20 protein-coding genes and 1 riboswitch are annotated in these 21079 nt (G+C 40.5%); all 20 genes read right to left on the reverse strand.

Annotated features, from left to right (window positions below; translation table 11 throughout):
* Positions 1 to 87: 87 nt before the first annotated feature.
* Positions 88 to 279, reverse strand: a riboswitch (cobalamin riboswitch).
* 67 nt (positions 280 to 346) lie between these two features.
* The gene (locus ES017_RS08780) at positions 347 to 2110 is read right to left on the reverse strand and encodes an ATP-binding protein (RefSeq protein ID WP_021094526.1); all 1764 of its coding nucleotides are present in this window, start codon (positions 2108 to 2110) and stop codon (positions 347 to 349) included.
* Positions 2107 to 2823, reverse strand: a complete 717-nt coding sequence (locus ES017_RS08785; RefSeq protein WP_021094525.1) for a response regulator transcription factor — start codon at positions 2821 to 2823, stop codon at positions 2107 to 2109. The genes ES017_RS08780 and ES017_RS08785 overlap by 4 nt, the downstream gene beginning before the upstream one ends.
* A 351-nt stretch (positions 2824 to 3174) precedes the next feature.
* The gene (gene ccsB / locus ES017_RS08790) at positions 3175 to 4350 is read right to left on the reverse strand and encodes a c-type cytochrome biogenesis protein CcsB (RefSeq protein WP_021094524.1); all 1176 of its coding nucleotides are present in this window, start codon (positions 4348 to 4350) and stop codon (positions 3175 to 3177) included.
* Between the two features lie 12 nt (positions 4351 to 4362).
* On the reverse strand, positions 4363 to 5979 hold the full coding sequence (gene resB, locus ES017_RS08795; RefSeq protein WP_021094523.1) for a cytochrome c biogenesis protein ResB: 1617 nt from the start codon (positions 5977 to 5979) through the stop codon (positions 4363 to 4365).
* A gap of 12 nt (positions 5980 to 5991) precedes the next feature.
* Positions 5992 to 6513, reverse strand: a complete 522-nt coding sequence (resA, locus tag ES017_RS08800; RefSeq protein ID WP_021094522.1) for a thiol-disulfide oxidoreductase ResA — start codon at positions 6511 to 6513, stop codon at positions 5992 to 5994.
* Between the two features lie 94 nt (positions 6514 to 6607).
* Positions 6608 to 7345: a 23S rRNA pseudouridine(2605) synthase RluB gene (rluB, locus tag ES017_RS08805; RefSeq protein ID WP_021094521.1), complete on the reverse strand. Its 738-nt coding sequence runs from the start codon at positions 7343 to 7345 to the stop codon at positions 6608 to 6610.
* A 523-nt stretch (positions 7346 to 7868) separates the two neighbouring features.
* Positions 7869 to 8402: a spore maturation protein gene (locus ES017_RS08810; protein WP_021094519.1), complete on the reverse strand. Its 534-nt coding sequence runs from the start codon at positions 8400 to 8402 to the stop codon at positions 7869 to 7871.
* Positions 8402 to 8995: a nucleoside recognition domain-containing protein gene (locus tag ES017_RS08815; RefSeq protein WP_021094518.1), complete on the reverse strand. Its 594-nt coding sequence runs from the start codon at positions 8993 to 8995 to the stop codon at positions 8402 to 8404. The genes ES017_RS08810 and ES017_RS08815 overlap by 1 nt, the downstream gene beginning before the upstream one ends.
* Entirely contained in the window at positions 8988 to 10100 is a 1113-nt protein-coding gene (locus tag ES017_RS08820) for a D-alanyl-D-alanine carboxypeptidase family protein (RefSeq protein ID WP_021094517.1), read from the reverse strand. Before ES017_RS08820 ends, ES017_RS08815 begins: the two co-directional genes overlap by 8 nt.
* A 69-nt stretch (positions 10101 to 10169) precedes the next feature.
* Positions 10170 to 10946 carry a superoxide dismutase gene (locus ES017_RS08825; RefSeq protein ID WP_021094516.1) on the reverse strand — a complete coding sequence of 259 codons (777 nt, stop codon included), beginning with the start codon at positions 10944 to 10946 and terminating at the stop codon, positions 10170 to 10172.
* Positions 10947 to 11004: 58 nt separating this feature from the next.
* Positions 11005 to 11493 carry a YpuI family protein gene (locus ES017_RS08830; protein ID WP_021094515.1) on the reverse strand — a complete coding sequence of 163 codons (489 nt, stop codon included), beginning with the start codon at positions 11491 to 11493 and terminating at the stop codon, positions 11005 to 11007.
* Positions 11494 to 11506: 13 nt separating this feature from the next.
* The gene (locus ES017_RS08835; protein ID WP_035063082.1) at positions 11507 to 11926 is read right to left on the reverse strand and encodes a hypothetical protein; all 420 of its coding nucleotides are present in this window, start codon (positions 11924 to 11926) and stop codon (positions 11507 to 11509) included.
* A 163-nt stretch (positions 11927 to 12089) separates the two neighbouring features.
* The gene (locus tag ES017_RS08840; RefSeq protein WP_021094513.1) at positions 12090 to 13229 is read right to left on the reverse strand and encodes an RNA-guided endonuclease InsQ/TnpB family protein; all 1140 of its coding nucleotides are present in this window, start codon (positions 13227 to 13229) and stop codon (positions 12090 to 12092) included.
* Positions 13207 to 13830, reverse strand: a complete 624-nt coding sequence (locus tag ES017_RS08845; RefSeq protein WP_021094512.1) for an IS607 family transposase — start codon at positions 13828 to 13830, stop codon at positions 13207 to 13209. The genes ES017_RS08840 and ES017_RS08845 overlap by 23 nt, the downstream gene beginning before the upstream one ends.
* Before the next feature lie 228 nt (positions 13831 to 14058).
* A complete protein-coding gene (locus ES017_RS08850) occupies positions 14059 to 15168 on the reverse strand; it encodes an ArsR/SmtB family transcription factor (RefSeq protein ID WP_021094511.1) in 1110 nt (369 codons plus the stop codon).
* 27 nt (positions 15169 to 15195) lie between these two features.
* The gene (locus tag ES017_RS08855; protein ID WP_021094510.1) at positions 15196 to 16392 is read right to left on the reverse strand and encodes an ATP-grasp domain-containing protein; all 1197 of its coding nucleotides are present in this window, start codon (positions 16390 to 16392) and stop codon (positions 15196 to 15198) included.
* Positions 16385 to 17614 carry an ATP-grasp domain-containing protein gene (locus ES017_RS08860; protein ID WP_021094509.1) on the reverse strand — a complete coding sequence of 410 codons (1230 nt, stop codon included), beginning with the start codon at positions 17612 to 17614 and terminating at the stop codon, positions 16385 to 16387. The genes ES017_RS08855 and ES017_RS08860 overlap by 8 nt, the downstream gene beginning before the upstream one ends.
* Positions 17611 to 18813: an MFS transporter gene (locus ES017_RS08865; protein WP_021094508.1), complete on the reverse strand. Its 1203-nt coding sequence runs from the start codon at positions 18811 to 18813 to the stop codon at positions 17611 to 17613. Before ES017_RS08865 ends, ES017_RS08860 begins: the two co-directional genes overlap by 4 nt.
* On the reverse strand, positions 18803 to 19864 hold the full coding sequence (locus ES017_RS08870) for a threonine aldolase family protein (protein ID WP_021094507.1): 1062 nt from the start codon (positions 19862 to 19864) through the stop codon (positions 18803 to 18805). Before ES017_RS08870 ends, ES017_RS08865 begins: the two co-directional genes overlap by 11 nt.
* 182 nt (positions 19865 to 20046) lie before the next feature.
* Positions 20047 to 20913 (reverse strand): transposase, encoded by an 867-nt coding sequence (locus ES017_RS08875; RefSeq protein ID WP_021094506.1) that lies wholly within the window; start codon positions 20911 to 20913, stop codon positions 20047 to 20049.
* Between the last annotated feature and the right edge of the window lie 166 nt (positions 20914 to 21079).

The following is a 21079-nucleotide window of genomic DNA, read 5'->3' on the forward strand; positions in this document are numbered from 1 at the left end:
AAAGCTCATTCCAAATGGAATGAGCTGGAAACAACAAAAGACAGTAACTTCCCCTTGTCGTTTCGCCGTCTCACTCCCCGAAGACGCGAATGACGGTGCAAAAAGGCAGGTCTACTGACTTATGCGTCATCCTACTTTGAAGCCTTCCCGTACAAATTGTACAGTGGCGATTTTCATTTCGTCAGCATTTACAGTTGCGGGGACAGTTCTGGACTTGCACCAGATTCCCTATTAAGTCTACTAGGTTGCCCGTTCGACACCTTTTTGCAACGAATGTATGTAATTGTCGAACAATTTCTACGTTTCTATCATAGCGAAAAATATCGCTGATGACAATAAAAAATTTCTATTTCAATGGCAATGTAAACGTAAACGTCGTTCCTTCTCCTAGTTTGCTATGGACAGCAATCGTTCCTTTATGCGCTTCAACGATGTTTTTCGCAATCGCAAGACCTAAACCTGTACCTGAGCGACCGCGCGTGCGCGCTTTATCCGCTTTATAAAAACGCTCAAACACAAACGGCAAATCTTCTTCTGCGATACCTGAGCCAGAATCTTGCACAGAGATGCGCACGACTTCTTCCCCCGTATCGACAATGACACGTACTTCGCCACCGTTATCTGTATGACGAAGCGCATTATCAATTAAATTCGTCAACACTTGTTCAATGCGGTCGGGATCGAACGAAACGATGAGCTCATCGTTCATTTCAACAAGCAAACGAACTCCTTTTTCTTTCGCTAACGCTTGAAACTTATGGATGATGCGCTCGATATACGGTCTAAGCGGCACTTGTTCTTCATGGAGCGTTAAATGCCCTGCTTCCATGCGCGCTAAATCAAGCAAATCGTTCACAAGGCGACCCATGCGCAACGATTCGTCATAAATGACTTTTGCCAATTCTTTTTTCTCTTCATCTGTCGCGGCAATATCATCGACAATCGCTTCGCTATACCCTTGCAACATCGCAATCGGTGTGCGCAACTCATGCGAGACGTTTGCGATAAAGTCTTTGCGCAACTTATCAAGCCGTCGTTCCTCCGTCATATCGCGAAGCACCGCAACGGCTCCTCGAATGACCTTGCCGTTGTATAACGGCGTCATAACAATGACCCAATTGCGACCTTGTAAAGCCATTTCTATCGCTTGTTCTTTTTCCTCCACTACCGCTTTCGTAAACAATTCATTCACTTCGGGAGGAAGTGGCAATAAATTATCGCTTTGCCCTTGCTCGTAATACCACGCTTGTAAAAATCGGTCAGCTGGTGGATTTGTAATGAGCACTTCACCGTTTCGATTAAATGTAATGACACCATCGGCCATGCTACTTAAAATGCTTGCTAACTGCTCCTTTTCTTGATTTAACGCATTAATATGAAACTGCAACTGCCGTCCCATTTGATTAAAAGCCATCGCCAGTTCTCCGATTTCATCATGAGTGACGATCGGCACTTTTGAATCAAATTTTCCACGCGCAATTTCGAATGCTACTTGCCTCATTTTTCGAAGCGGCGCTGTAATGCGTGTAGATAAGAAAAAGGCGAACACGGTCGTTAACACAATGGCGATAAACGCCGCAAGAAAAATAAATTTTGTCGTCTGTCTTGTCGTTTCTTCGACCGCTTTTAACGACTGGTATACAAATACCGCGCCATTTCCATCCGATGTATGAAGCGGAACACCGACAATAAATAGTTCATTATATTCGTCGTTTCGCATCGTTTGATTTGGCATAAGCGTCCGTTTCACTACTTTTTCGCCATCAAATACGCGCCCTAACTGTTGATCTTGCTGAATGAACGATAGTGGCAAATCAGGAAGTTTTTCATTTGGTGAATACCAATAATGACGATCATCGATAATGATCATTAACTTTGACACATCATCCACCATCGTCCACGCAATCGAGCGCGCAAACGGCTCGTCATGTTCCGCGACGACCCGAGCCACTTTTGTCGCTTGTTGGGTAAGCTGATCACTTGTTTTTTCCAAATAATATTTTTCAAAAAAACCGAGCAATAAGACGGTTAAGATAAAAAGGACGAAAGCAACAAGCAACAAAATCGTCAGCCATAGTTTGCCGACTACACTACGCCATAACGCCATCATTCATTCACGACCTCAAATTTATACCCGACACCCCAAACGGTGACGATCATTCTCGCTGCAGCTGGCGACACTTTATTTAGTTTTTCACGCAATCGCTTGACGTGTGTATCCACTGTGCGCAAGTCACCGAAAAATTCGTAATGCCATACTTCTTTTAGCAACTGTTCACGGTCAAACACTTTATCTGGCGATTTCGCTAAAAAGTGAAGCAACTCATATTCTTTCGGAGTTAAACTGACTTCATGTCCGTCCGCGGTCACACGATGTGCATCATGATCAATTGTTAAATGTGGGAAAACAAGCACATCCCGTGCTGTCGTATCCGTCGGTACGTAGGAAGCGTTGGCTGTGCGACGAAGCAATGCTTTCACACGAAGCACGACTTCACGCGGGCTGAACGGTTTTACAATATAATCGTCTGTTCCTGCTTCAAACCCTTGCACGCGGTTCGCTTCCTCTCCTTTTGCTGTCAACATAATGACAGGCGTTGCTTTTTTCTCACGCAACTGTTTACATACTTCAATCCCATCTTTTCCTGGTAACATGAGATCAAGCAAAATTAAATCATAATCATTTTCAAGTGCTAACGCTAGCGCTTCTTCGCCGTTTTCCGCCTCATCAATGACATATTGTTCACGTTCTAAATACATGCGAAGCAAGCGGCGAATTCGTTCTTCATCATCCACAACTAAAATTTTAATTTCCTTCTCCATGATGTCATACCTCCTCCTTTTCTATTGTACAAAACCGCCAAACTTTTTTCTACTTCTCATAAAGAAAAGCGTAAAGCGCCCCCATTTCGCCTAAAGGCAGCCCGCGTCCTGCGGGCAACGGCGAAATGTCGCCATCCTTGGCTCCGCGAAGAGCGCACAAGCCCCACCGAGGAGAGCTCGCACCAAGCGATCGCTTGGTTCTGCGTGGGTAACATCATTGAAGTATTTCAGTGTGTCGCCGCCGCAGTGTGGGGCGGAGCGACTCGAGCCGATGGCGCTTGGAGCTAGACATCAACTCAAAATTTTATGCTTTCTTATCTTTAAAAAAACGCCTTCGCAATGAAGGCGTTTTTAAGATCCAGCATATGAGTGTAAGCCAGCAATGACTAAGTTTACCGCCACTAAGTTAAACATAATGATCGCAAAACCAATAACCGCAAGCCATGCGGAACGTTCACCATGCCATCCTTTCGATAGTCGCAAATGTAAAAAGGCAGCATAAAACAACCACGTAATGAGCGCCCATACTTCTTTCGGATCCCAACCCCAAAAGCGCGTCCATGCAATTTGTGCCCAAATCATCGCAAAAATAAGCGCACCGAGCGTAAATACTGGAAAGCCGATCGCTACGGAACGATAGCCAATTTCATCAACTAAATCTAAATTGACGTTTTTTACAAGCGGTTGTAACGCGGCTGCGATACGTTTCCGTAAAAGCAGGCGAAGCAAGCCATATAACGCAAGGCCAGAAAACAAAGACCAAATGACCGTATTTAATTTCCGCGCGTTAATGATCGCTGGCATGTCCACAAGCGGCTTCATGCGTTCTTCCGTTTTTAGCACTCCTTCATGCGGACCAACAAGCGCAGGCATATGGTATACCATTTCATCTTGCTTGCCATTTTTATCGATCCACTCAAACGTTGCTTCATAACCAGCAACGCGAAACGATGTTGTGACGATGACAAAACCAAGCGTACTAATTAAGAAAAATAATACAAATTCAAGCCAAAACGTTCGCTTACTCGGTTTCGATTGATCGACAACGCGAATTAAATAAATAAGTCCCGCGGCAAAACTAATCGCTAAAATCGCTTCTCCAGCTGCTGCTGTAATGACATGAATATGCAACCAGTGACTTTGTAAAGCTGGAATGAGCGGTGAAATTTCCCGCGGAAACATGCTCGCATAAGCGATAACTAAAATGGCAATCGGTAAAGTAAATAAGCCGAGCAAGCTCGTTTTGTAAATAAAATAAATGACGATAAACGCCCCGACAATCATCATGCCAAAAAATGTTGTAAACTCAAACAAATTGCTGACAGGTGCATGCCCAGCGGCAATCCAGCGCGTAATAAAATAACCGAGTTGAGCAATGAATCCAACGATCGTCACAAAAATCCCAATCGTTGCCCAACGGTCCACTCCTTCTTTCTTTTTGACTCGAATCGCGCCACCAAAGAAAAGCGTTGCAACTAAATAAAGAACAAATGCCACATATAGTAACGTGCTACTTAGCTGAACCACGATGTTCCCCCCTTATGACCGCTTGTCCGCTTGATCGATTGGCATGACAAACGGCGTATCTTTAAATATGCCTTCAAGCTCTTTTTTCAGTCCAAACCAGTTTTTATTCGCATGTGCGGCAACGAGCACTTCGTCGTTCATCCGTCGAATCCATACGCGACGATGGTTCCAATACATCCCTTGAATAAGGCCGATCATAAAAATCGCGCCACCAACGCCTAAAATCCAAAGTGTAAAATCACGACGAACCGTTAATGCCGATACGTTTCGTGTTTCAATATTCGCAAATGCCATCTTATATTTGTTATTACCAAGCGGCTCAATTGTTTGACGAATGGCTGTGAAACTCACTTCGCCTTTCGGACGATCTGGTGCAAACATTTTAAATACGAACGCTGGATTGTTCGGTACTTTCGAGCGCGTATTCGGATTGCCGTTTTCATCAAAATAAAAATCTGGAAAATAGCTTAATAGTTGTACTTTATATCCGTTACCAAGATCATATTCTTTTTCTGGTTGAATTAAATCAACTGTAATTGTGCCAAACGATTTGTTCGTTTCCTTATCGGTGAAATGAAACGACATACTTTTTAACTCATCTAGCTTAAAATCAACTTGGTATAATGCGTAATGATCATGTTTTAACGGTTCATTAACCCGAATTGAAAAACTTTTTATTTTTTTTAATTTCGGCTCTTCGCCCGCAACGACTGGACCAACACGTTCGTATAATACGACGTCGGTTTGATAGTTTTTCGCCATCATTCCGCTACCGACGCGATCAATCGCTGCTTGAAACGCTTCTTTCTCTTTTTCTTTCTCATATACTTCAAAAATAAACTTTTTATTTTCTAAAAAATATTTTCCGTTCGTTCCCGGAATTTCTTTTATTTCTCCTTCACGAATCCACATGCTTTCGTCGACATACATGCCCGGAACGAAACGAAGCATCGCACCGATTAAAAAAATGATAAGCCCAATATGATTCACATACGGTCCCCAACGAGAAAATCGCCCTTTTTCAGCTAAAATATTTCCGTTTTCTTCTCGAACGCGATAGCCACGCTTTGTTAGCTTGTCGACGACGTTTCGAAATGCCGTTTCATCATGTTTTACTTTCGCGCGACTAAATAGACGTTGTCTTTGTAAAAATTGCTCGTTGCGCGTCACTCGTTGATTGTTTAACGCACGATATAGCGGTACAACACGGTCTAAACTACAAATGACAAGCGATACGCCAATGAGTGCAATAAGCAACATGTACCACCAAGAACTATACAAGTCATGAAAGCCAAGCGCATAGTACCATTTTCCAAGCAAACCGTACTGCTGCTCATAATATTCCGCTGGTGATACGGTTGGCGGAATGTACATTTGTTGCGGATAAATCGTACCGATCGCGGAAGCAATGAGCGTAATGACAATGAGCCAAACCCCAACTTTGACAGATGAAAAAAAGTTCCAAATTTTATCAATGATCGTTTTATTGTACGTTTGTGAACGGCGCGCGCTCCCTTCATAGCGCATATCTAACAACGCTGGCACTTCTTCGAGCGGCTTACCACACGCTTCACAAAGCACTGTTCCGATCGGGTTGACATGCCCGCATTCACATTTTACTTGTTCCATGTTGAAAACCCCTTACGGCTTAATTCGTTCCATATATTTTTTTACATCTTCTTCTGTCATCGTTCCTGTAATAATGTCCACAATTTTTCCGTCTTTGTCGATTAAAAATGTCGTTGGCAGCGGATTAATATCGTACGCATTCATCACTTGATCTTGTTGATCAATGACAACTGGGAACGTAAGCTGAAAGCGATCAACGAATGTTTGTACCGTCACTTTCGCTTCCCCAACGTTAACAGCAATCACTTCTACCCCTTCATTTTTATATACGTTGTATTGACTATTGATGTGTGGCATCTCTTTTTCACACGGTTTACACCACGTTCCCCAAAAGTTTAAAAAGACACCTTTGCCACGGTAATCGGATAGTTGAATTTTGTTGCCATTTAAATCAGTAAGTACGAAATCTGGTGCTGAATCTCCCACTTGAATCGCTTTTTTCTCGACAAAAACGTTCGAATAAATCGTATAGCCGATCGCTGCAAGCATGATGGCTAAAATGACTGTTCGAAGCCAAAATCGCTTTTCTTTCATCGCCAACTCTCCTAATAAACCGTTTTCATCAACCTCATTATACAAGTTACCACTATATAAATAATGAAAATTATTTGAACAAACTGTGACAAAATTATGATACATACGGTGAACCAGCTAACGCAAGAGCGCGTAATTGCTTCACTTCATGTGGTGACAATTCGCGGTAATCTCCAGGATTTAAGCCTTTTAAATCTAAAAAGGCGTAACGTTCCCGCTTTAACTTTAAAACAGGGTGACCAATCGCTTCAAACATGCGACGCACTTGACGATTGCGTCCTTCATGAATGCGCAGCTCAACAATGGCCGTCTGTTTTCGCTTATCAATTGATAATACTTTTGCTTTCGCTGGTGCTGTTACACCGTCTTCTAACATGACACCTTTTTCAAGCTGTTTCATTTTTTCACGCGCTGGAATGCCTTTTACTTTTGCGATGTACACTTTTTCAATTTCATAGCGCGGATGCATCAATATATTCGCAAACTCCCCGTCATTTGTTAACAACAACAACCCTGACGTATCGTAATCTAACCGCCCGATCGGATAAATGCGCTTGTTTACATGTTTGAAAAAGTCGGTCACTACTTTTCTTCCCTTTTCGTCTTTTACGCTAGAAATGACACCGCGCGGCTTGTACAACAAATAATATACCGGCTCTTCGCGCTCAAGCGGAATGCCATCTACTTCAATGCGATCTTGTGGACTAACTTTCACTCCAAGCTCTGTGACAACTTTTCCATTTACTTTCACTTTTCCTTCGACGATCAATTGCTCTGCCTTTCTTCGCGATGCTACACCTGCATGAGCAATGACTTTTTGTAATCGTTCCATTTCATTCACCTCACTATATAGTTTTACCACATTCGGTACAGGAGTTCAAAAATAAGAAAGGAGAAAATCGCACAGAACGCGACTTTCTCCTAGCCTCTCTTGTATGAGGGAAAAGAAAGAATAATAAAAGAGAGAAACAACAACCAAACGATCTTCACTTGAAAAAACACATATACAATCAAAAGTAAAACAAGACCAAACAAATAGAAAACAATTATTTTCCTTTTCATTGATCCAGCCATTTTATTTGCGATCATGTAATATAGCCATGAAATAAATAGATGAAACACATATAAAATCAAAAACATAGCTGTAAAAACAACAATATTTGACGGACTACTCAATTCGTTGGAAAAAAGAGAATGTTCAATCATCAGAAGCAAAAAGCTATATACAAAACTTAAAAGAAGAGATAAAACTGTGATATTTAGGACAAATTTCCTTTTCACTTTATTTCCTCACCTTTTAAAGTGATACAATACTTATTATAAAGTTTTCCACCTATATTTACAACATTTCCTCTTTATTCCCCGAACATCCATAGTACGATAAAAAACGATACAACAAAGCTAATGAGGTCCGCAAGCAAGCCGACTTTCAGCGCATCACCCATTTTGCGAATGCCGACCGCACCGAAGTAGACGGTAAGTACATATAACGTCGTTTCTGTGCTTCCTTGGATCGTAGAAGCTAACCGACCGATAAATGAATCGGGTCCATATGTGGCGATTAAGTCGGTCACGATGCCAAGCGATGCCGTTCCTGAAATTGGACGAATGAGCGCAAGCGGCACGACTTCGGGCGGCAATCCGAGCGAGACGATGAACGGCTTCATATACGAAATAAAAAAATCAAGTGCACCGGAAGCGCGAAAAACGGAGACAGCTACAAGCATGCCTACTAAATATGGAATAAGGGAAAAAGCAATTTGAATTCCCTCTTTTCCCCCTTCGACAAACGCTTCATACGTTGGAACGCGCTTGTACGTCCCATGCAGTAAAATACAAGCGATGACCATTGGAATAAGCCAAAGCGACAAAAATTGAATGACGTACATTACATTCCTCCTTTTTTACGCCTCCGTATGTAAAATGCGCGGTCGATCATGATCGCTGATATCGTGGCAATGAGTGATGCAACAAACGTTGTGCCAATAATTTCTCCTGGTGAAGCAGAGTGGTATGTCATCCGAATCGATATGACGGTTGCAGGAATAAGCGTAACGCTTGCGGTATTTAAAGCGACAAACGTAATCATCGAGCGGCTCGGTTCGTCTTTTTGACCGTTTAGTTTCTTCAATTGCTCCATTGCTTTAATGCCGAGCGGCGTCGCCGCATTTCCAAGACCGAACATGTTTGCGACCATATTTGATAATATATACCCAAGAGCCGGATGGTCGGACGGCACTTCCGGGAAAATTTTTTTCGCTATTGGACGGAACAAATGAGCAAAAAAAGAAAGCAATCCAGATTGCTCGGCGATTTTCATTAAACCGAGCCAAAAAACGAGCACGCTAATTAAACCAATGCTAATCGTTACTGCTTCTTTCGCCCCTTGAAACATCGCCTCGTTGACGTCTTTCATCGTCCCGTTTATGCCTGCAAACACAAGCCCAATAAGCAAAAGCGCCACCCAAATGAGATTAACCATCGCGCCCCACCCCTAACAACCAGTCAAAAAAAGAACGTGTTTTCTTTTGTTGCTTATAAAAAATAGGTGTTTCATCGACTTTTTCGTTGCCGATATACAGTTCCGCTTTCCCGACAATCGATGGCACGCCTGTCTCTTTCCATCGTTCTTGTGGACGAAGTAATTTTCGCTTTAAATGAATGAGTGCTTCTTCTTTTTTTGTGACCGGATATATAAAATCGCGTACAACAAATAGATGTTTGTCATAAAACGGATCTCCAATCTGTTCTACAATCTCGTCCGCTTTTACCGTCACAAGTTCATAGTGCGCAAAGCCGTGTTCATACATGGCCATATGATCGTTCCAATCATCGCCTGCGTCAATCGTCACCGCAATGAGATCAAGCCCATCTTTTGATGCCGTTGTCACTAATGTACGTTTCGCTCGCTTCGTATATCCTGTTTTCCCCCCGGTACAATATTTATACAAATGCGTTAATAGCTTATTTTTATTGCGCCAAACGCGGTCCCAATCTTCCGTTGGATTTGGTGCTCGGTACAATTTCGTTCCCGATACTTCGCGAAATTGCTCATTTTGCATCGCATATCGCATAAGTAACGCCATATCGTACGCAGTCGAATAATGATTTTCTGCATCATCTAACCCGTGTGGATTCACAAATTCTGTATTTGTCATGCCGATTTCTGCTGCTTTTTTGTTCATTAAAAAAACGAAGCCTTCGACGCTACCGCCAACATGCTCAGCGATCGCCACCGCTGCATCGTTTCCAGAACGAAGCATAAGCCCATATACTAAATGTTTGAGCGCAATTTTTTCGCCCGGCTTTAAATAAATCGAAGATCCTTCTGTCCGAACCGCCCGTTCACTTACCGTCACAAGCTCTTCCCATTTTCCTGATTCAATCGCTAAAATGGCCGTCATAATTTTTGTAATGCTCGCAATACGTCGTTTTGTATGCGCATCTTTTTCAAATAACACGCGCCCTGTCGTCTGTTCCATTAAAATCGCGCTTTTCGCACTCACCGACATCGCCTTCGCTTCATTCGGAAAAAGCGAACAAAAAAAACAAAGCACGATCATCCATACAAACCATTGCCGTCGCATACACCCTCATCCCTTTGTCCGTTTTGTACAAGTGTATGCGCTAGTCAACGATGTATGACAAAAAGACCGCTACATGACGCGGCCTTTTGCTTTTATGAATCGCTGTTGCACATCGTCCCAATTGACGACGTTCCACCATTGTTGAACGTACGTTGCGCGATCGTTTTTATATTGCAAATAATACGCATGCTCCCACACATCTAACACAAGGAGCGGAACAGTCGTCCATTGCGTCCCGTTTTGATGTTTTTCCGCTTGCAAGATGTCTAGCCGTTCAGCAAACGGTGACCAAACAAGAAGCGCCCATCCGCTTCCTTCCACTTGCTTCGCCGCTTCGGTAAAATGTCGTTGAAACGCTTCAAAGCTCCCAAAATCGCGCACAATTTGTTGAAGCAACGCCCCCGTTGGACGTCCGCCTCCACGCGGTTTCATATTGTTCCAAAAAATTGTGTGCAAATAATGTCCCGAACCATGAAACGCAGCTTCCCTCTCCCAATGTTTTAATAACGCATAGTCATTTTTTTCACGCGCTTGTTGCATCATTTTTTCAGCGCGATTCAAACCGTCCACATAGCTTTGATGATGTTTTTCATGGTGCAATCGCATAATCTCTTCAGCGATATACGGCTCGAGGGCATTGTACGCATAAGGCAGCTGAGGTAACGTATGCCCTCCAATCGGTACGCGCTTCCGTTGTATTTGTTCATATATGTTTGTCACTTGTTCATGAATGCGCACGACATCTCCACGCTCTAGCTCCACGTTTAGACGTTCCACCGTTTCTGCATCAACATATGGCTTTACTCTCTCAAGCCACGCTTGCACGTTATGAATATATTGTTGCATATACACACCTCCTCCGGCATCATATGCAACAAAAAAAGAAGCTGACACACGCAGCTTCCTATTGCGATTGGATCATTTTTGTTCGGTAGTCTGTTTCATAAAATTCGAGTTCTTCTCGCATCGTTTGAAAATCAGCTTCAATCGCATGAAGCAATTGTTGTAACGATGGAGGAGCAGGTTGTCTCAATTTAATCGAATGTCTTCCTGTATACGCTGAGCGGCTATCTTCATACCATAAATCGCGCTTTGGGGTAAAAAATTCTGCCACACATGAATGATAAATTTTATATAATGCTTGTTCGGCGGCTGCTTTCCGAAACGGCTCTTCTTGAAGCACAATGCGGCACGCATCGACACCTTCTTCACCATATACAGCTAAACGGCGCAAATCCGCAAGCACTCCTTCATAATAACGACGGTCGCCTGCGCATTCTTCTTGCATTTGTTCAATCGTCGTTTCATTTAAATAGCGAGCAATTTGTTCTACAATGCGGCTTAACAACTGCTCCACTTGCTTCGTTTGGTTAAGAACAACAGTATTCCCCATATGCAAGCCTCCTTTACGGTTGCGAAATAAATAAAAGCGGTGATTTAACCGTATACGATTGTTTTTTGGCAAGCGCCTCAAATACTTCTGGTAATTTCGCTAAATCGATGGATGAAAAGTAACGTCGAAGCTCTTCTTCCTCACTAATATATACACGTTTTCGTGCCCGAAGTGATGGATCCACGAGCAAACAGACGAGCGCAACAATGTCTTTAAAATATACGTCTTTCCCACCCGCTTGAAATACAGGATCTTGTTCATACGGTGTCCATTGTGAAAAACGCTCATCGAAATAACGAACATATAGTACGTGCAATGTACGTTCTACTCCATCATCGTCAACAAACGTCACTTCCGAACGATTGAAAAAATCTTCTGACGTATTCGGCTGTGCTTTTTGTAATTCATATCCATGACACGAAATAATTTTCACAAACGATGCACCGTTACGCAAAACTTACAAAACTCTACAAGAACCTTGCAGACATTTCTGTTTGCTTCCTTGTTCATCGTGTCCGATTTTGCCGAAGCTACTCTCGTTTGTTTGACACTCCGAAGGCTTGAATTCCCGTGTAACTCACGGTACAAACAGTTATTTATGCAGGATATGTCGAGAGGTTGATGCTTGCATTTAAATCCCTGTCTATTTCAAGACCGCAGTTATCACATCGAAATATCCGTTCGTATAGTTTAAGTGTTTTTTTCAAATATCCGCATGAATGACATGTTTTCGATGATGGATACCACCAATCCGCTTCTACAAACTCGATTCCGTACCATTCACATTTGTGTTTGATTTTTTTCTTAAAAGTATATAGACGTTGTTGTTGAATAGCATTCGATAGATGGCGGTTTTTCATCATCCCACGAATATTTAAATGCTCCATGATGATTCGAGAAGGCTTGGTTCTCACCAACTCGTTCACCACTTTATTCTCATAATCCATGCGTTTATGTTCTAACCGAATTCGTATCTTCTGCATCTGCCTTTCGAGTTTTGTAATGTTGCGTGTTTTGACGTAACGGACTACACCTCCTTTTTCTTGAACTTTGTTCATTTCGTACTTCCTTGAGCATTTACGTTGCAACCGACGCAAACGCTTTTCTAGTTTTTTGATTTCTTTCGTTTTATTTATGCTTGGGAATACCCGACCGTCTGAACAAACGGCTAGATTTTGTACTCCCACATCAATTCCTAGTGTATGGCTGTGTAATGCGACAGATGGTTTTGGAACGTCATATCCTACGGATACATACCAGTGAACACCGTCAAACGTGATACGAGGGTTGTAATACTTTGTATTCGTTGGAATTTTTCCTCGTTCGGATAGACGTACCCATCCGACTTTTTCGATATACATATGCGTATCACTAAATTTGATTTTTTCTGTGTCTTGGTAGAAAGATGGCTTGCTTCTCTTTTTGCTTTTGAATCTTGGTTTTTTTGTTTTCCCTTTGAAAAAGTCTTTGTATGCTTTGCACGCATCTTTAATCGCTTGTTTGGTGATGTTATTAGAATAATCATATAACCATTTATAATTAGAGTCGTTTTGTTTTAAGGTGGTGAGCTTTTTTCGTAAATCTCCGTCTTTGATGAATTTACCACCGTTTTTGTAGTTGTTTTCTTGTTGTTCAAGCGTCCAATTGTACGCCCAACGAGCCACACCTGCGGATCCAAATAATTTTGTTCGCTGCTTGTTGTTCGGCTCTAACCTAACTTTGATCGACCGAATCATCTTCAAGCCACTCCTTTATCATTTTCTTGGCTCGGTTGGTTCTTTTTCCTTGAAGTTTACAGCTAAAAATGGAGATCATTTGCACTAAATCTTCGACAAGCTCTTGTTCTTCTGTTTTTTCTGTATGGTCGATGATTTCAATATCTACCTCATAACGTTTACAAATCTGTTCAATCAGTTCAAATCCGAAACGAACCAAACGGTCTTTATACAAAACAACAATTTTTTCTACCTCACCATTACAAACCATGTCGATTAATCGAGTTAATCCTTTTTTCGTGTAGTTGATTCCACTTCCAATATCCTCAATAATTTCAAACGAATAGCCTTTCGCAATCATATATGTGCGTACGGCTTCGACTTGACGCTCCAAATCATCTTTTTGTTTTTTACTTGATACTCGACAATAGCCAATGACTTTTTTAGGGACAATCGCTTTTTTGACCCCAAGCACTTGATGAAGCTGTTGCTCGGAATAATATCTAAATCCTGATGGCGCAACATAAGCAGGTTTTAAAACGTCATTTTTATCCCAATTTCTTAAAGTTTGCTGACTTTTTCCGATAAGTTTTGCAAATTCGCCAATACTGTAATATTTCATAACAATCACCTCTCTACACAAATAAAACCATAAAATTTGTTATTTATGTAGAGATTTTTATAAAAAATTATAGAAATTACTTAACTGCTTCAACCCCCTTTTTCAACAACGAAGCTACATTTATTTTACCATAAATTACGAATCGTGCGAAAAATTTTATCATTTTTAAAGAAAAGAAAACAGGCGCATAAAAGCACCTGTTTATATTATTATCCGTCAAAGTTCTAGTTATCGTTTTCTCTCTTTTTTTACACATAGCGTTTCTTTTAGCATTGAGCAATATCTCTCAATCTCATTTTCGTTAATTTCATAAACATGGTACCCATTTTCTTTCTGTTCCTTGATCAGATTAGATTGTTTTAACAGATTTAAATGTCGTGAAACAGTAGCAACAGTAATATTCAAATTATTCGCCATATCCTGTAACTTTATTTTTTCTTCATTCGCAATAAATGACAGCAACTTCATACGAACGATTTCAGACAGTGATTTGGAAATATCAGAGATATACTGAATCTGTCCTTCATCACATTTCATATTCATCGGATACCCACTGAAAGAAAGCTCTTTTTCATTCATATAATGTTTGATATCATAAACAATATGCAATTCCCCAAGTCCCCAAATCAAAATAAATTTTGGTGACACAAAATACGACGGATACAATTTAATTAACTTCGTTTCTCTCGTTGGAAACTGTTCTGGAATCGGGTAATCGTATAATAACTTTCGAACTACTTTTTCAATACTAGATGTTTTAAGTTCCGCTTTCAATCGCTCACTCGCTTGCTCCCACAGAGGGGATAGAACAGGTTCAACATGAACATAACATTGTTGATAAAACTGCCTCCAAAGATAAACCAGCTCATTCCAATACTGTTCATAGTTCTGTGCAAACTCAAACTGCTCAACATTGATTAATCCCCCTAAAGACACAATTTTCGAGCGAATTTCATCTGAAGGAGGAGATGTTTGTGTTAGGTAATTTTTAATCTCATCTACAGACAAGTAACGGCCGAATAAATAATACAAAAACTCATATCGGGACATGCGATCGACATATGTCATGAGTTGAGAAAACGTATGGGGGGCAGGTAAATCGACCAAAAATTCCGCCAACTGCGCCCCATACTCATACCTACCGTAAAATTTTTTCAGTAACAATTCATGTTTTTGAAAAAACTCTTCAAAGCGAGCAATAGGGAAATGATGTTCACTATCCATTTTTCCTAATGAAACATAACACTTTCTTAAACATGCCATCATTTCGAATAAAGGAGAAATAGAAATTTCTACTTTACAATGATGATTCACTTCTTCTACTGTGTATACAGCCATTGCATGCACATCCCATACTTTCTGTTTTTAATCACAAACAATTTCATACTTCAACTGTTCAATAAAATTGTCGCATAGTCGCTGACTTTCTTCAACCGTCTCGGAACAAACAATCACATGTCCAGATCGTGTATAAGAATCGACCGCCTTCTTTATATAATCCCCTACTTGATAATACATAGCCCAATTTTGGATATATTCTTGGTTAACTACAGTCTCAAGAGAAATTTGTTGTAAAACACCTTCTGGAAACATAAAAAACTTCACAAGACTTGCTTTTTTATAAATCGGTTTTACATCGCATGGCATTTGATCTATATAAGATAAAATGCCTAACTCGTACTGGTTCAGACCTGACGCTAATTGATGTAAATAAGGGATAAAATCTCCCCCCGGTCTCGTATGCATTTCAATCACCACTGGTCTATCTTCTTCTACATCCCATTTGATCTCAATATGCCCCGGTCCATATTGGACGTTCAACAAATGCAACGCTTTCATCGCCACTTGCTCGACTTGTCTGATCTTCTGTTGTTCCAGTCTCGCCGGAACAATATGCCCAGTCTCGATAAAGTGAGGTTTGCCAGTTGTTTGTTTTTCTGTTATTCCTAAAATAAAATGCGTTCCTCTCGAGGACACTGTCTCCACACTATATTCCGGACCTTTAATATATGGCTCCAAGATCCACTCGTGAGAAGAATTTTGATGTCTCTTTAACCATTTTTCCCACTCCTGTTGATTGGGAATATAATCGACCTCTTTGCTTCCAAATCCGTCAAGCGGTTTGATGATGGCCGGTCTTGAATATGGAAACTGTTTAGAGAGAACAGATACCTTGCCGCTCACAACGTCTAGTCGCAATTCTGGATCCTTTCGCAAAATCTGGCGCATCAATCTTTTATTTCTCGTATTCACCACTGTTTCAAGTGAATTCGTCGGCAATTGCAACCTTTCACTAATATAAGCAGCTGTCTCTAACCCTAATTCTGTAAAGCTTACGATGAGCTCCACTGGTTGATATAAACTCTTAATCTTCTCAACAGCATAAAACACCTCTGTTTTCTCCGCAATGTCACGAACATAAAATACAGCTTCAGCCAGTCGAGCTATTTCCTTATCAATGCTTGAGTAATGATCGGCGACAATAATAGGTTTTAGTCCGCATTGAAATGCTGCTTCCGCTCCGTAACGGCTTGCCCCTAAAATGATGATGTATTTATCCATGTATAACACTCCATTCTAATCGATCCATTGCCTGTTGTATCGAGGTGATTGCGTTTTCCATGCTATCGCCCTCTGCTATGACAAATCCTATCCTTTGGTAACTGCTTTTGATTTCATTGGCCTTAAACGACAACTTCCCTATACTTATTCTTTTTACTCCCGCTACTTTTTGTGCTTCCTCCGTCCCCCTAACCGTTTGATATATCCCCTGTTCAACAGGCAGGATAAACTTAATGGCAGCATAACGTTGTCTAGTGATCGTTATTTTTTCATATGTCCCGATTGATTGTAAAACAACATGCCTAACCATATCCACCCCTGTAGAAAACTCCACCAATTCAGGTATGCAGTCACCAGCTAGTCTAGGATTGACTTCAACCAAATATAGGTTGTTTCCGCGAACAAAAAATTCTATATGAGCCGCTCCATAGTTTAATCCCAATAGATCTAGCAGTTTTTTGCATCTTTCTTCTAAATCGGAAAAAGGATTTAGTTTCGGACCTGTTACATGTCCACATTCAACGGCATGAGAACCATACGTTTCTTTTTTCGTAACGGATATTAATTTCCATCCATCAACCGTATATAACATCTCAGCTGAAAATTCTTGTCCCTCAATCCATTCTTCAATCAGCCACGTCCTTGCCAGATCATATCCGCGCTCATTACGCTGTCTTTGCCATTCGTAGCGCAGGGACAGTTCTAAATCATGCCGATTTTGACAGATCGTCACGCCATTACTTCCGCTATCATCTACAGGTTTGATAACACAGGGAAACGAGATCTCCAAATTTATGATTTCATCAGGATGATGGATGATATGAAAAGCAGGTTGCAAAAACTCTCTAAAACGTTGGGTTTCTAGATAAGTTCTCGTTATATGTTTATAACGAGCCCTTTTCAATGCTTCGATATTATGCCCGTTCAGTTTCAAATAACTCGCTAATTCAGCAACTGGAATCAAGTGATAGTCATCAAAAGCAAGGATTCCGGCAAATTTCACCTCAGAGCGTACCAGTTCTTCCTTCATTCGCTCCGTATCATACGTATCGATAATAACGACTTGATCAGCAAAATTCAGCGGATGGTCATCTGTCATGGACTTATATTGTTCTAAATCCATCGTCCAAAAATGGATTTTATAACCTAGTTGTTTAGCGATTTTCATCGCCTTTGTACCAGTACCTGTTGTATTCGTCTCGACAAATAACAAGTGCATCATCGCCAATCCTTTCCCTCTACTTGATTTTTATTCGTGAAAAAAGACATTTTTCTATATGATAGATGAAACATATAGCCAACAAAGATCATAGTACTTATCATAGCTAGATAGAAAAAGGTTTTCTGTCCAACATACTCATACAGATTCAGACCAACGAATCCACCGATAGACTCCCACATTCCCCAAAGCACCCCTGATATTCCAAAGGCCCATGAAGAGCTTAACATCCCCTTTTTTTCTACAATTTGATGATCAATCGTAGGAACCCAAATGATTTCTGCGATGCTGAACAAGATCACGCCGATAAAGATGATCCAAAAATGATGTGAAATCCATAGCAAGAAATAAGATGTTGTGATAAGCACCAGGGCTAGCGTATACCAATACTCCATTTTCCATTTCGGCTGTATTTTTGGATAGAAACCTTGGAGAACGATAATCGTCATCGCATTCACCGTAAAAAACAATCCAATCGTTTTGCCTGAAAAATGTTGAGAAACGACAACAGGAAAAGTTGTAAATAGTTGTGTGTATAAAAACCAAAATAGCCCCGAAAAAGCAATAAATCTTATAAAGACAAAAAAATGCGGATCCGATTTGCTGTTTTTCACGAATTGTACAATATTGATCCCCTTCTCTGCATCCTCAATAGTGATGCTGGGTAATAGCAACGAAACCCCTCCAGCCAAAACATAACAAACAATCGCTGCAATGATGATACCAACAGAATTCCAATCCAATAACCATCCACCTAGAAGAGGACCAATAGAAGCACCAACGTTAACGGCGATATTCAACAATGCAAACGCTCTTAACCTCTCATCTTCCCCTAATAAGGAAATATGTGTTTTCAAACTTACATTATAAAGCGAGAGCGATATTCCCAATAGTAACACGATTACAAATATGAATGTATAAGATTGAATGAGCGCTAACATTGTGAGCAACAAAGCCGATCCCCATAGACCAACAATAAGGCTATTTTTAATTCCAAGCTTATTAACAACTCCCCCAACCAATACATTCCCTGCTTTCGAGACAAACGTAAATGCCGCTACTACCACACTCATTTCCGTAATATCGAGATTTTTTATTCTCACTAGCCATAAAGAAAGTAGTGGAACATACACAAAAAAACCAATGGAATTGAACACCCTGATACCAAACGTTAAAACTCCCTCATTAACTTTAGGAAACATACGTGACCCCTCTCGTCAACTCTTTGCATGCTGCTTCAATAATATTAGCTGCTTCATATATATCTTTTTCAGTAACATTTCTACTAACTACAATCCTTACTATGTCAGATAACCAAGGGAATAAAAGCAATCCTTTTTTCTTGCATCTATCGACAAACTGCCATGAATTTGTGTGAAGATTATTTACATGAAAAAAGATCATATTTGTTTCAACAGCATCTGGATCAATAGACAAACCTTCTATTTCTGATAACATGATAGCTAACTTTTTAGCAAGCAAATGGTCTGTACACAAATGGGATATATGATGCTTTAAAGCATGTAACGCCGCAGCTGCATACATACCTATTTGATGAAATCCGGCTCCAAACTGTTTTCTGTAAATCCTAGCTTTGCTGATCATTTCTTTTTTACCCATAAGCATCGATCCAAACGGAGCACCAAGTCCTTTCGCAAAACATATACTAAGTGAATCTACAAGTTTTGCATAGTTACTTAATGGAATATCCGTTGCTACGTGTGCATTAAACAGCCTTGCTCCATCCATATGTAAAGATATGTTCTTCTCTCTCGTAAACTCATATAATTGTTCAATCACTTTTAACGGAAATACTTTCCCTTGATAATAATTAATTGTATTTTCAATGGAAATTAATTGGGGGTAAGCGTAAAAAGGACCCCTAGGCTTAGAATGAATTAATCCCTCAACATGTTCCACATTCAGAATACCGTCATCCGTTTTGCATGTATGCAAAACAACTCGACTTAACATAGCAATTGAAGAGCTTTCGTAAAAGTTTATGTGATAATTTGTTTCTGTAATCACTTCATTCCCTTCTGTTACTTGTGATTTTATTGCCAATTGATTAGCCATTGTGCCCGTCGGAACAAATAGAGCATCTTCCACACAAAATAATTGTTTACAATATTCCTCCAATTCAACAACACTGCCATCTTCTCCGTAACAATCATCACCAACTATTGCATCAGCAATAACCTTTCTCATTTCTTCCGTGGGCAAGGTTAACGTATCACTTCTCAAGTCAATCACTGACTATCCTCCTCGCAATTACATAATTACACTATTACGAAATTACGAAATTACGAAATTACGTAATTACGTAATAATATTACTATTGATTCTTTTTTTTGTCAATATTAGAAATTTAAAAATAGGATTAATTTCACCCAGAGCCGTTACTAGAAACCTAACAAATTAACAAAACTTCTTCTCTAAAAAGAAAAAACAGGCGCATAAAAGCACCTGTTCAGACTGTTGACAAAATGGTGATAAGACGGTTGTCTTATCACCATTTTGTTCCATTTCGAGAGTTGTGTTTCTTGGTGAATGAACCAAAATAGATGTACACTCGAATACAAAAGAAAGGAGAGACCCCTTCTCCACATGTAGTTTGCCAATTTCTTTAAATTTATAGCAGCACAAACAAGCATCGCCTGCATCTGGTTTCTTTCCAATCCTCGGTAATTCGTCCAGCGCAGACCATGCTTCTCTTTTAAATCTGCAAAATTCCGTTCAATTGTCTGTTTCCTTAATTCATACAACTCACGGTGTTCTGGTACATATCGTAAATGTTCGGCTTCTTCGTAATACTCTTGCCAAACATGGCGTGTTACGACTTTCGTATGGTTTTTGCTTGCCGTACACTTTTGAAGGTATGGACACCCCTGACAGATGGCTGGATCTGATTTATACTCCCGATAGCCTTCCCGATTCGTTGTTGAATAAGATAACACTTGGTGATTTGGACAAAGGTAACAGTCAAAATGTTCGTCATATGCAAATTCGGATTTACGAAAGAACCCATCTTTCGTCTTTGGACGAGTATATGGCCAAATCGGATGGATCCCTTGTTCTAATAGGTATTTCGCAATCGCTGGCGTTTTATATCCGGCATCGATGCACACATCTGTTGGGCACCCTTTGATTTCTTGCTTCACTCGTTCAAACAGTTCAAAAAACGCTTGGCTATCATGAACATTGGCGGCGGTGACATACGTGTGTAATATCCAACCATGTCGGTCACAAGCGGTGTGATAAGAGTAAGCAAATACTCGTTCACGCTCATTTTTTACAAACATCCCACTGTCTGGATCTGTTTTACTGACTTTGATTTCTCGGGCTCTTCACCACAAGTTGTACTTGATCATTTAAGATCGGTGTGCATATAGAAAATAGGGGTACAAAAAATGCGAATTTTCCTGTATGGTAAAGGTGACCAAACCAAACCATTGGAGGAAAATTCGC

The organism is Anoxybacillus sp. EFIL, assembly GCF_013096955.1.
Lineage (GTDB): Bacteria > Bacillota > Bacilli > Bacillales > Anoxybacillaceae > Anoxybacillus > Anoxybacillus ayderensis.

Bases quoted from the DNA above. Each gene is read 5' to 3' on its own strand.
- ES017_RS08815 (WP_021094518.1), bottom strand. From the start codon at position 8,995: ATGGTTAATCTCATTTGGGTGGCGCTTTTGCTTATTGGGCTTGTGTTT.
- ES017_RS08825 (WP_021094516.1), bottom strand. From the start codon at position 10,946: ATGCAACAATATATTCATAACGTGCAAGCGTGGCTTGAGAGAGTAAAG.
- resA (WP_021094522.1), bottom strand. From the start codon at position 6,513: ATGAAAGAAAAGCGATTTTGGCTTCGAACAGTCATTTTAGCCATCATG.
- ES017_RS08810 (WP_021094519.1), bottom strand. From the start codon at position 8,402: ATGTACGTCATTCAATTTTTGTCGCTTTGGCTTATTCCAATGGTCATC.
- ES017_RS08780 (WP_021094526.1), bottom strand. From the start codon at position 2,110: ATGATGGCGTTATGGCGTAGTGTAGTCGGCAAACTATGGCTGACGATT.
- ES017_RS08840 (WP_021094513.1), bottom strand. From the start codon at position 13,229: ATGATTCGGTCGATCAAAGTTAGGTTAGAGCCGAACAACAAGCAGCGA.
- ES017_RS08850 (WP_021094511.1), bottom strand. From the start codon at position 15,168: ATGGCTGTATACACAGTAGAAGAAGTGAATCATCATTGTAAAGTAGAA.
- ES017_RS08845 (WP_021094512.1), bottom strand. From the start codon at position 13,830: ATGAAATATTACAGTATTGGCGAATTTGCAAAACTTATCGGAAAAAGT.
- resB (WP_021094523.1), bottom strand. From the start codon at position 5,979: ATGGAACAAGTAAAATGTGAATGCGGGCATGTCAACCCGATCGGAACA.
- ES017_RS08860 (WP_021094509.1), bottom strand. From the start codon at position 17,614: ATGATGCACTTGTTATTTGTCGAGACGAATACAACAGGTACTGGTACA.
- ES017_RS08830 (WP_021094515.1), bottom strand. From the start codon at position 11,493: ATGGGGAATACTGTTGTTCTTAACCAAACGAAGCAAGTGGAGCAGTTG.
- ES017_RS08785 (WP_021094525.1), bottom strand. From the start codon at position 2,823: ATGGAGAAGGAAATTAAAATTTTAGTTGTGGATGATGAAGAACGAATT.
- ES017_RS08875 (WP_021094506.1), bottom strand. From the start codon at position 20,913: ATGTTTGTAAAAAATGAGCGTGAACGAGTATTTGCTTACTCTTATCAC.
- ES017_RS08865 (WP_021094508.1), bottom strand. From the start codon at position 18,813: ATGTTTCCTAAAGTTAATGAGGGAGTTTTAACGTTTGGTATCAGGGTG.
- rluB (WP_021094521.1), bottom strand. From the start codon at position 7,345: ATGGAACGATTACAAAAAGTCATTGCTCATGCAGGTGTAGCATCGCGA.
- ES017_RS08855 (WP_021094510.1), bottom strand. From the start codon at position 16,392: ATGGATAAATACATCATCATTTTAGGGGCAAGCCGTTACGGAGCGGAA.
- ES017_RS08820 (WP_021094517.1), bottom strand. From the start codon at position 10,100: ATGCGACGGCAATGGTTTGTATGGATGATCGTGCTTTGTTTTTTTTGT.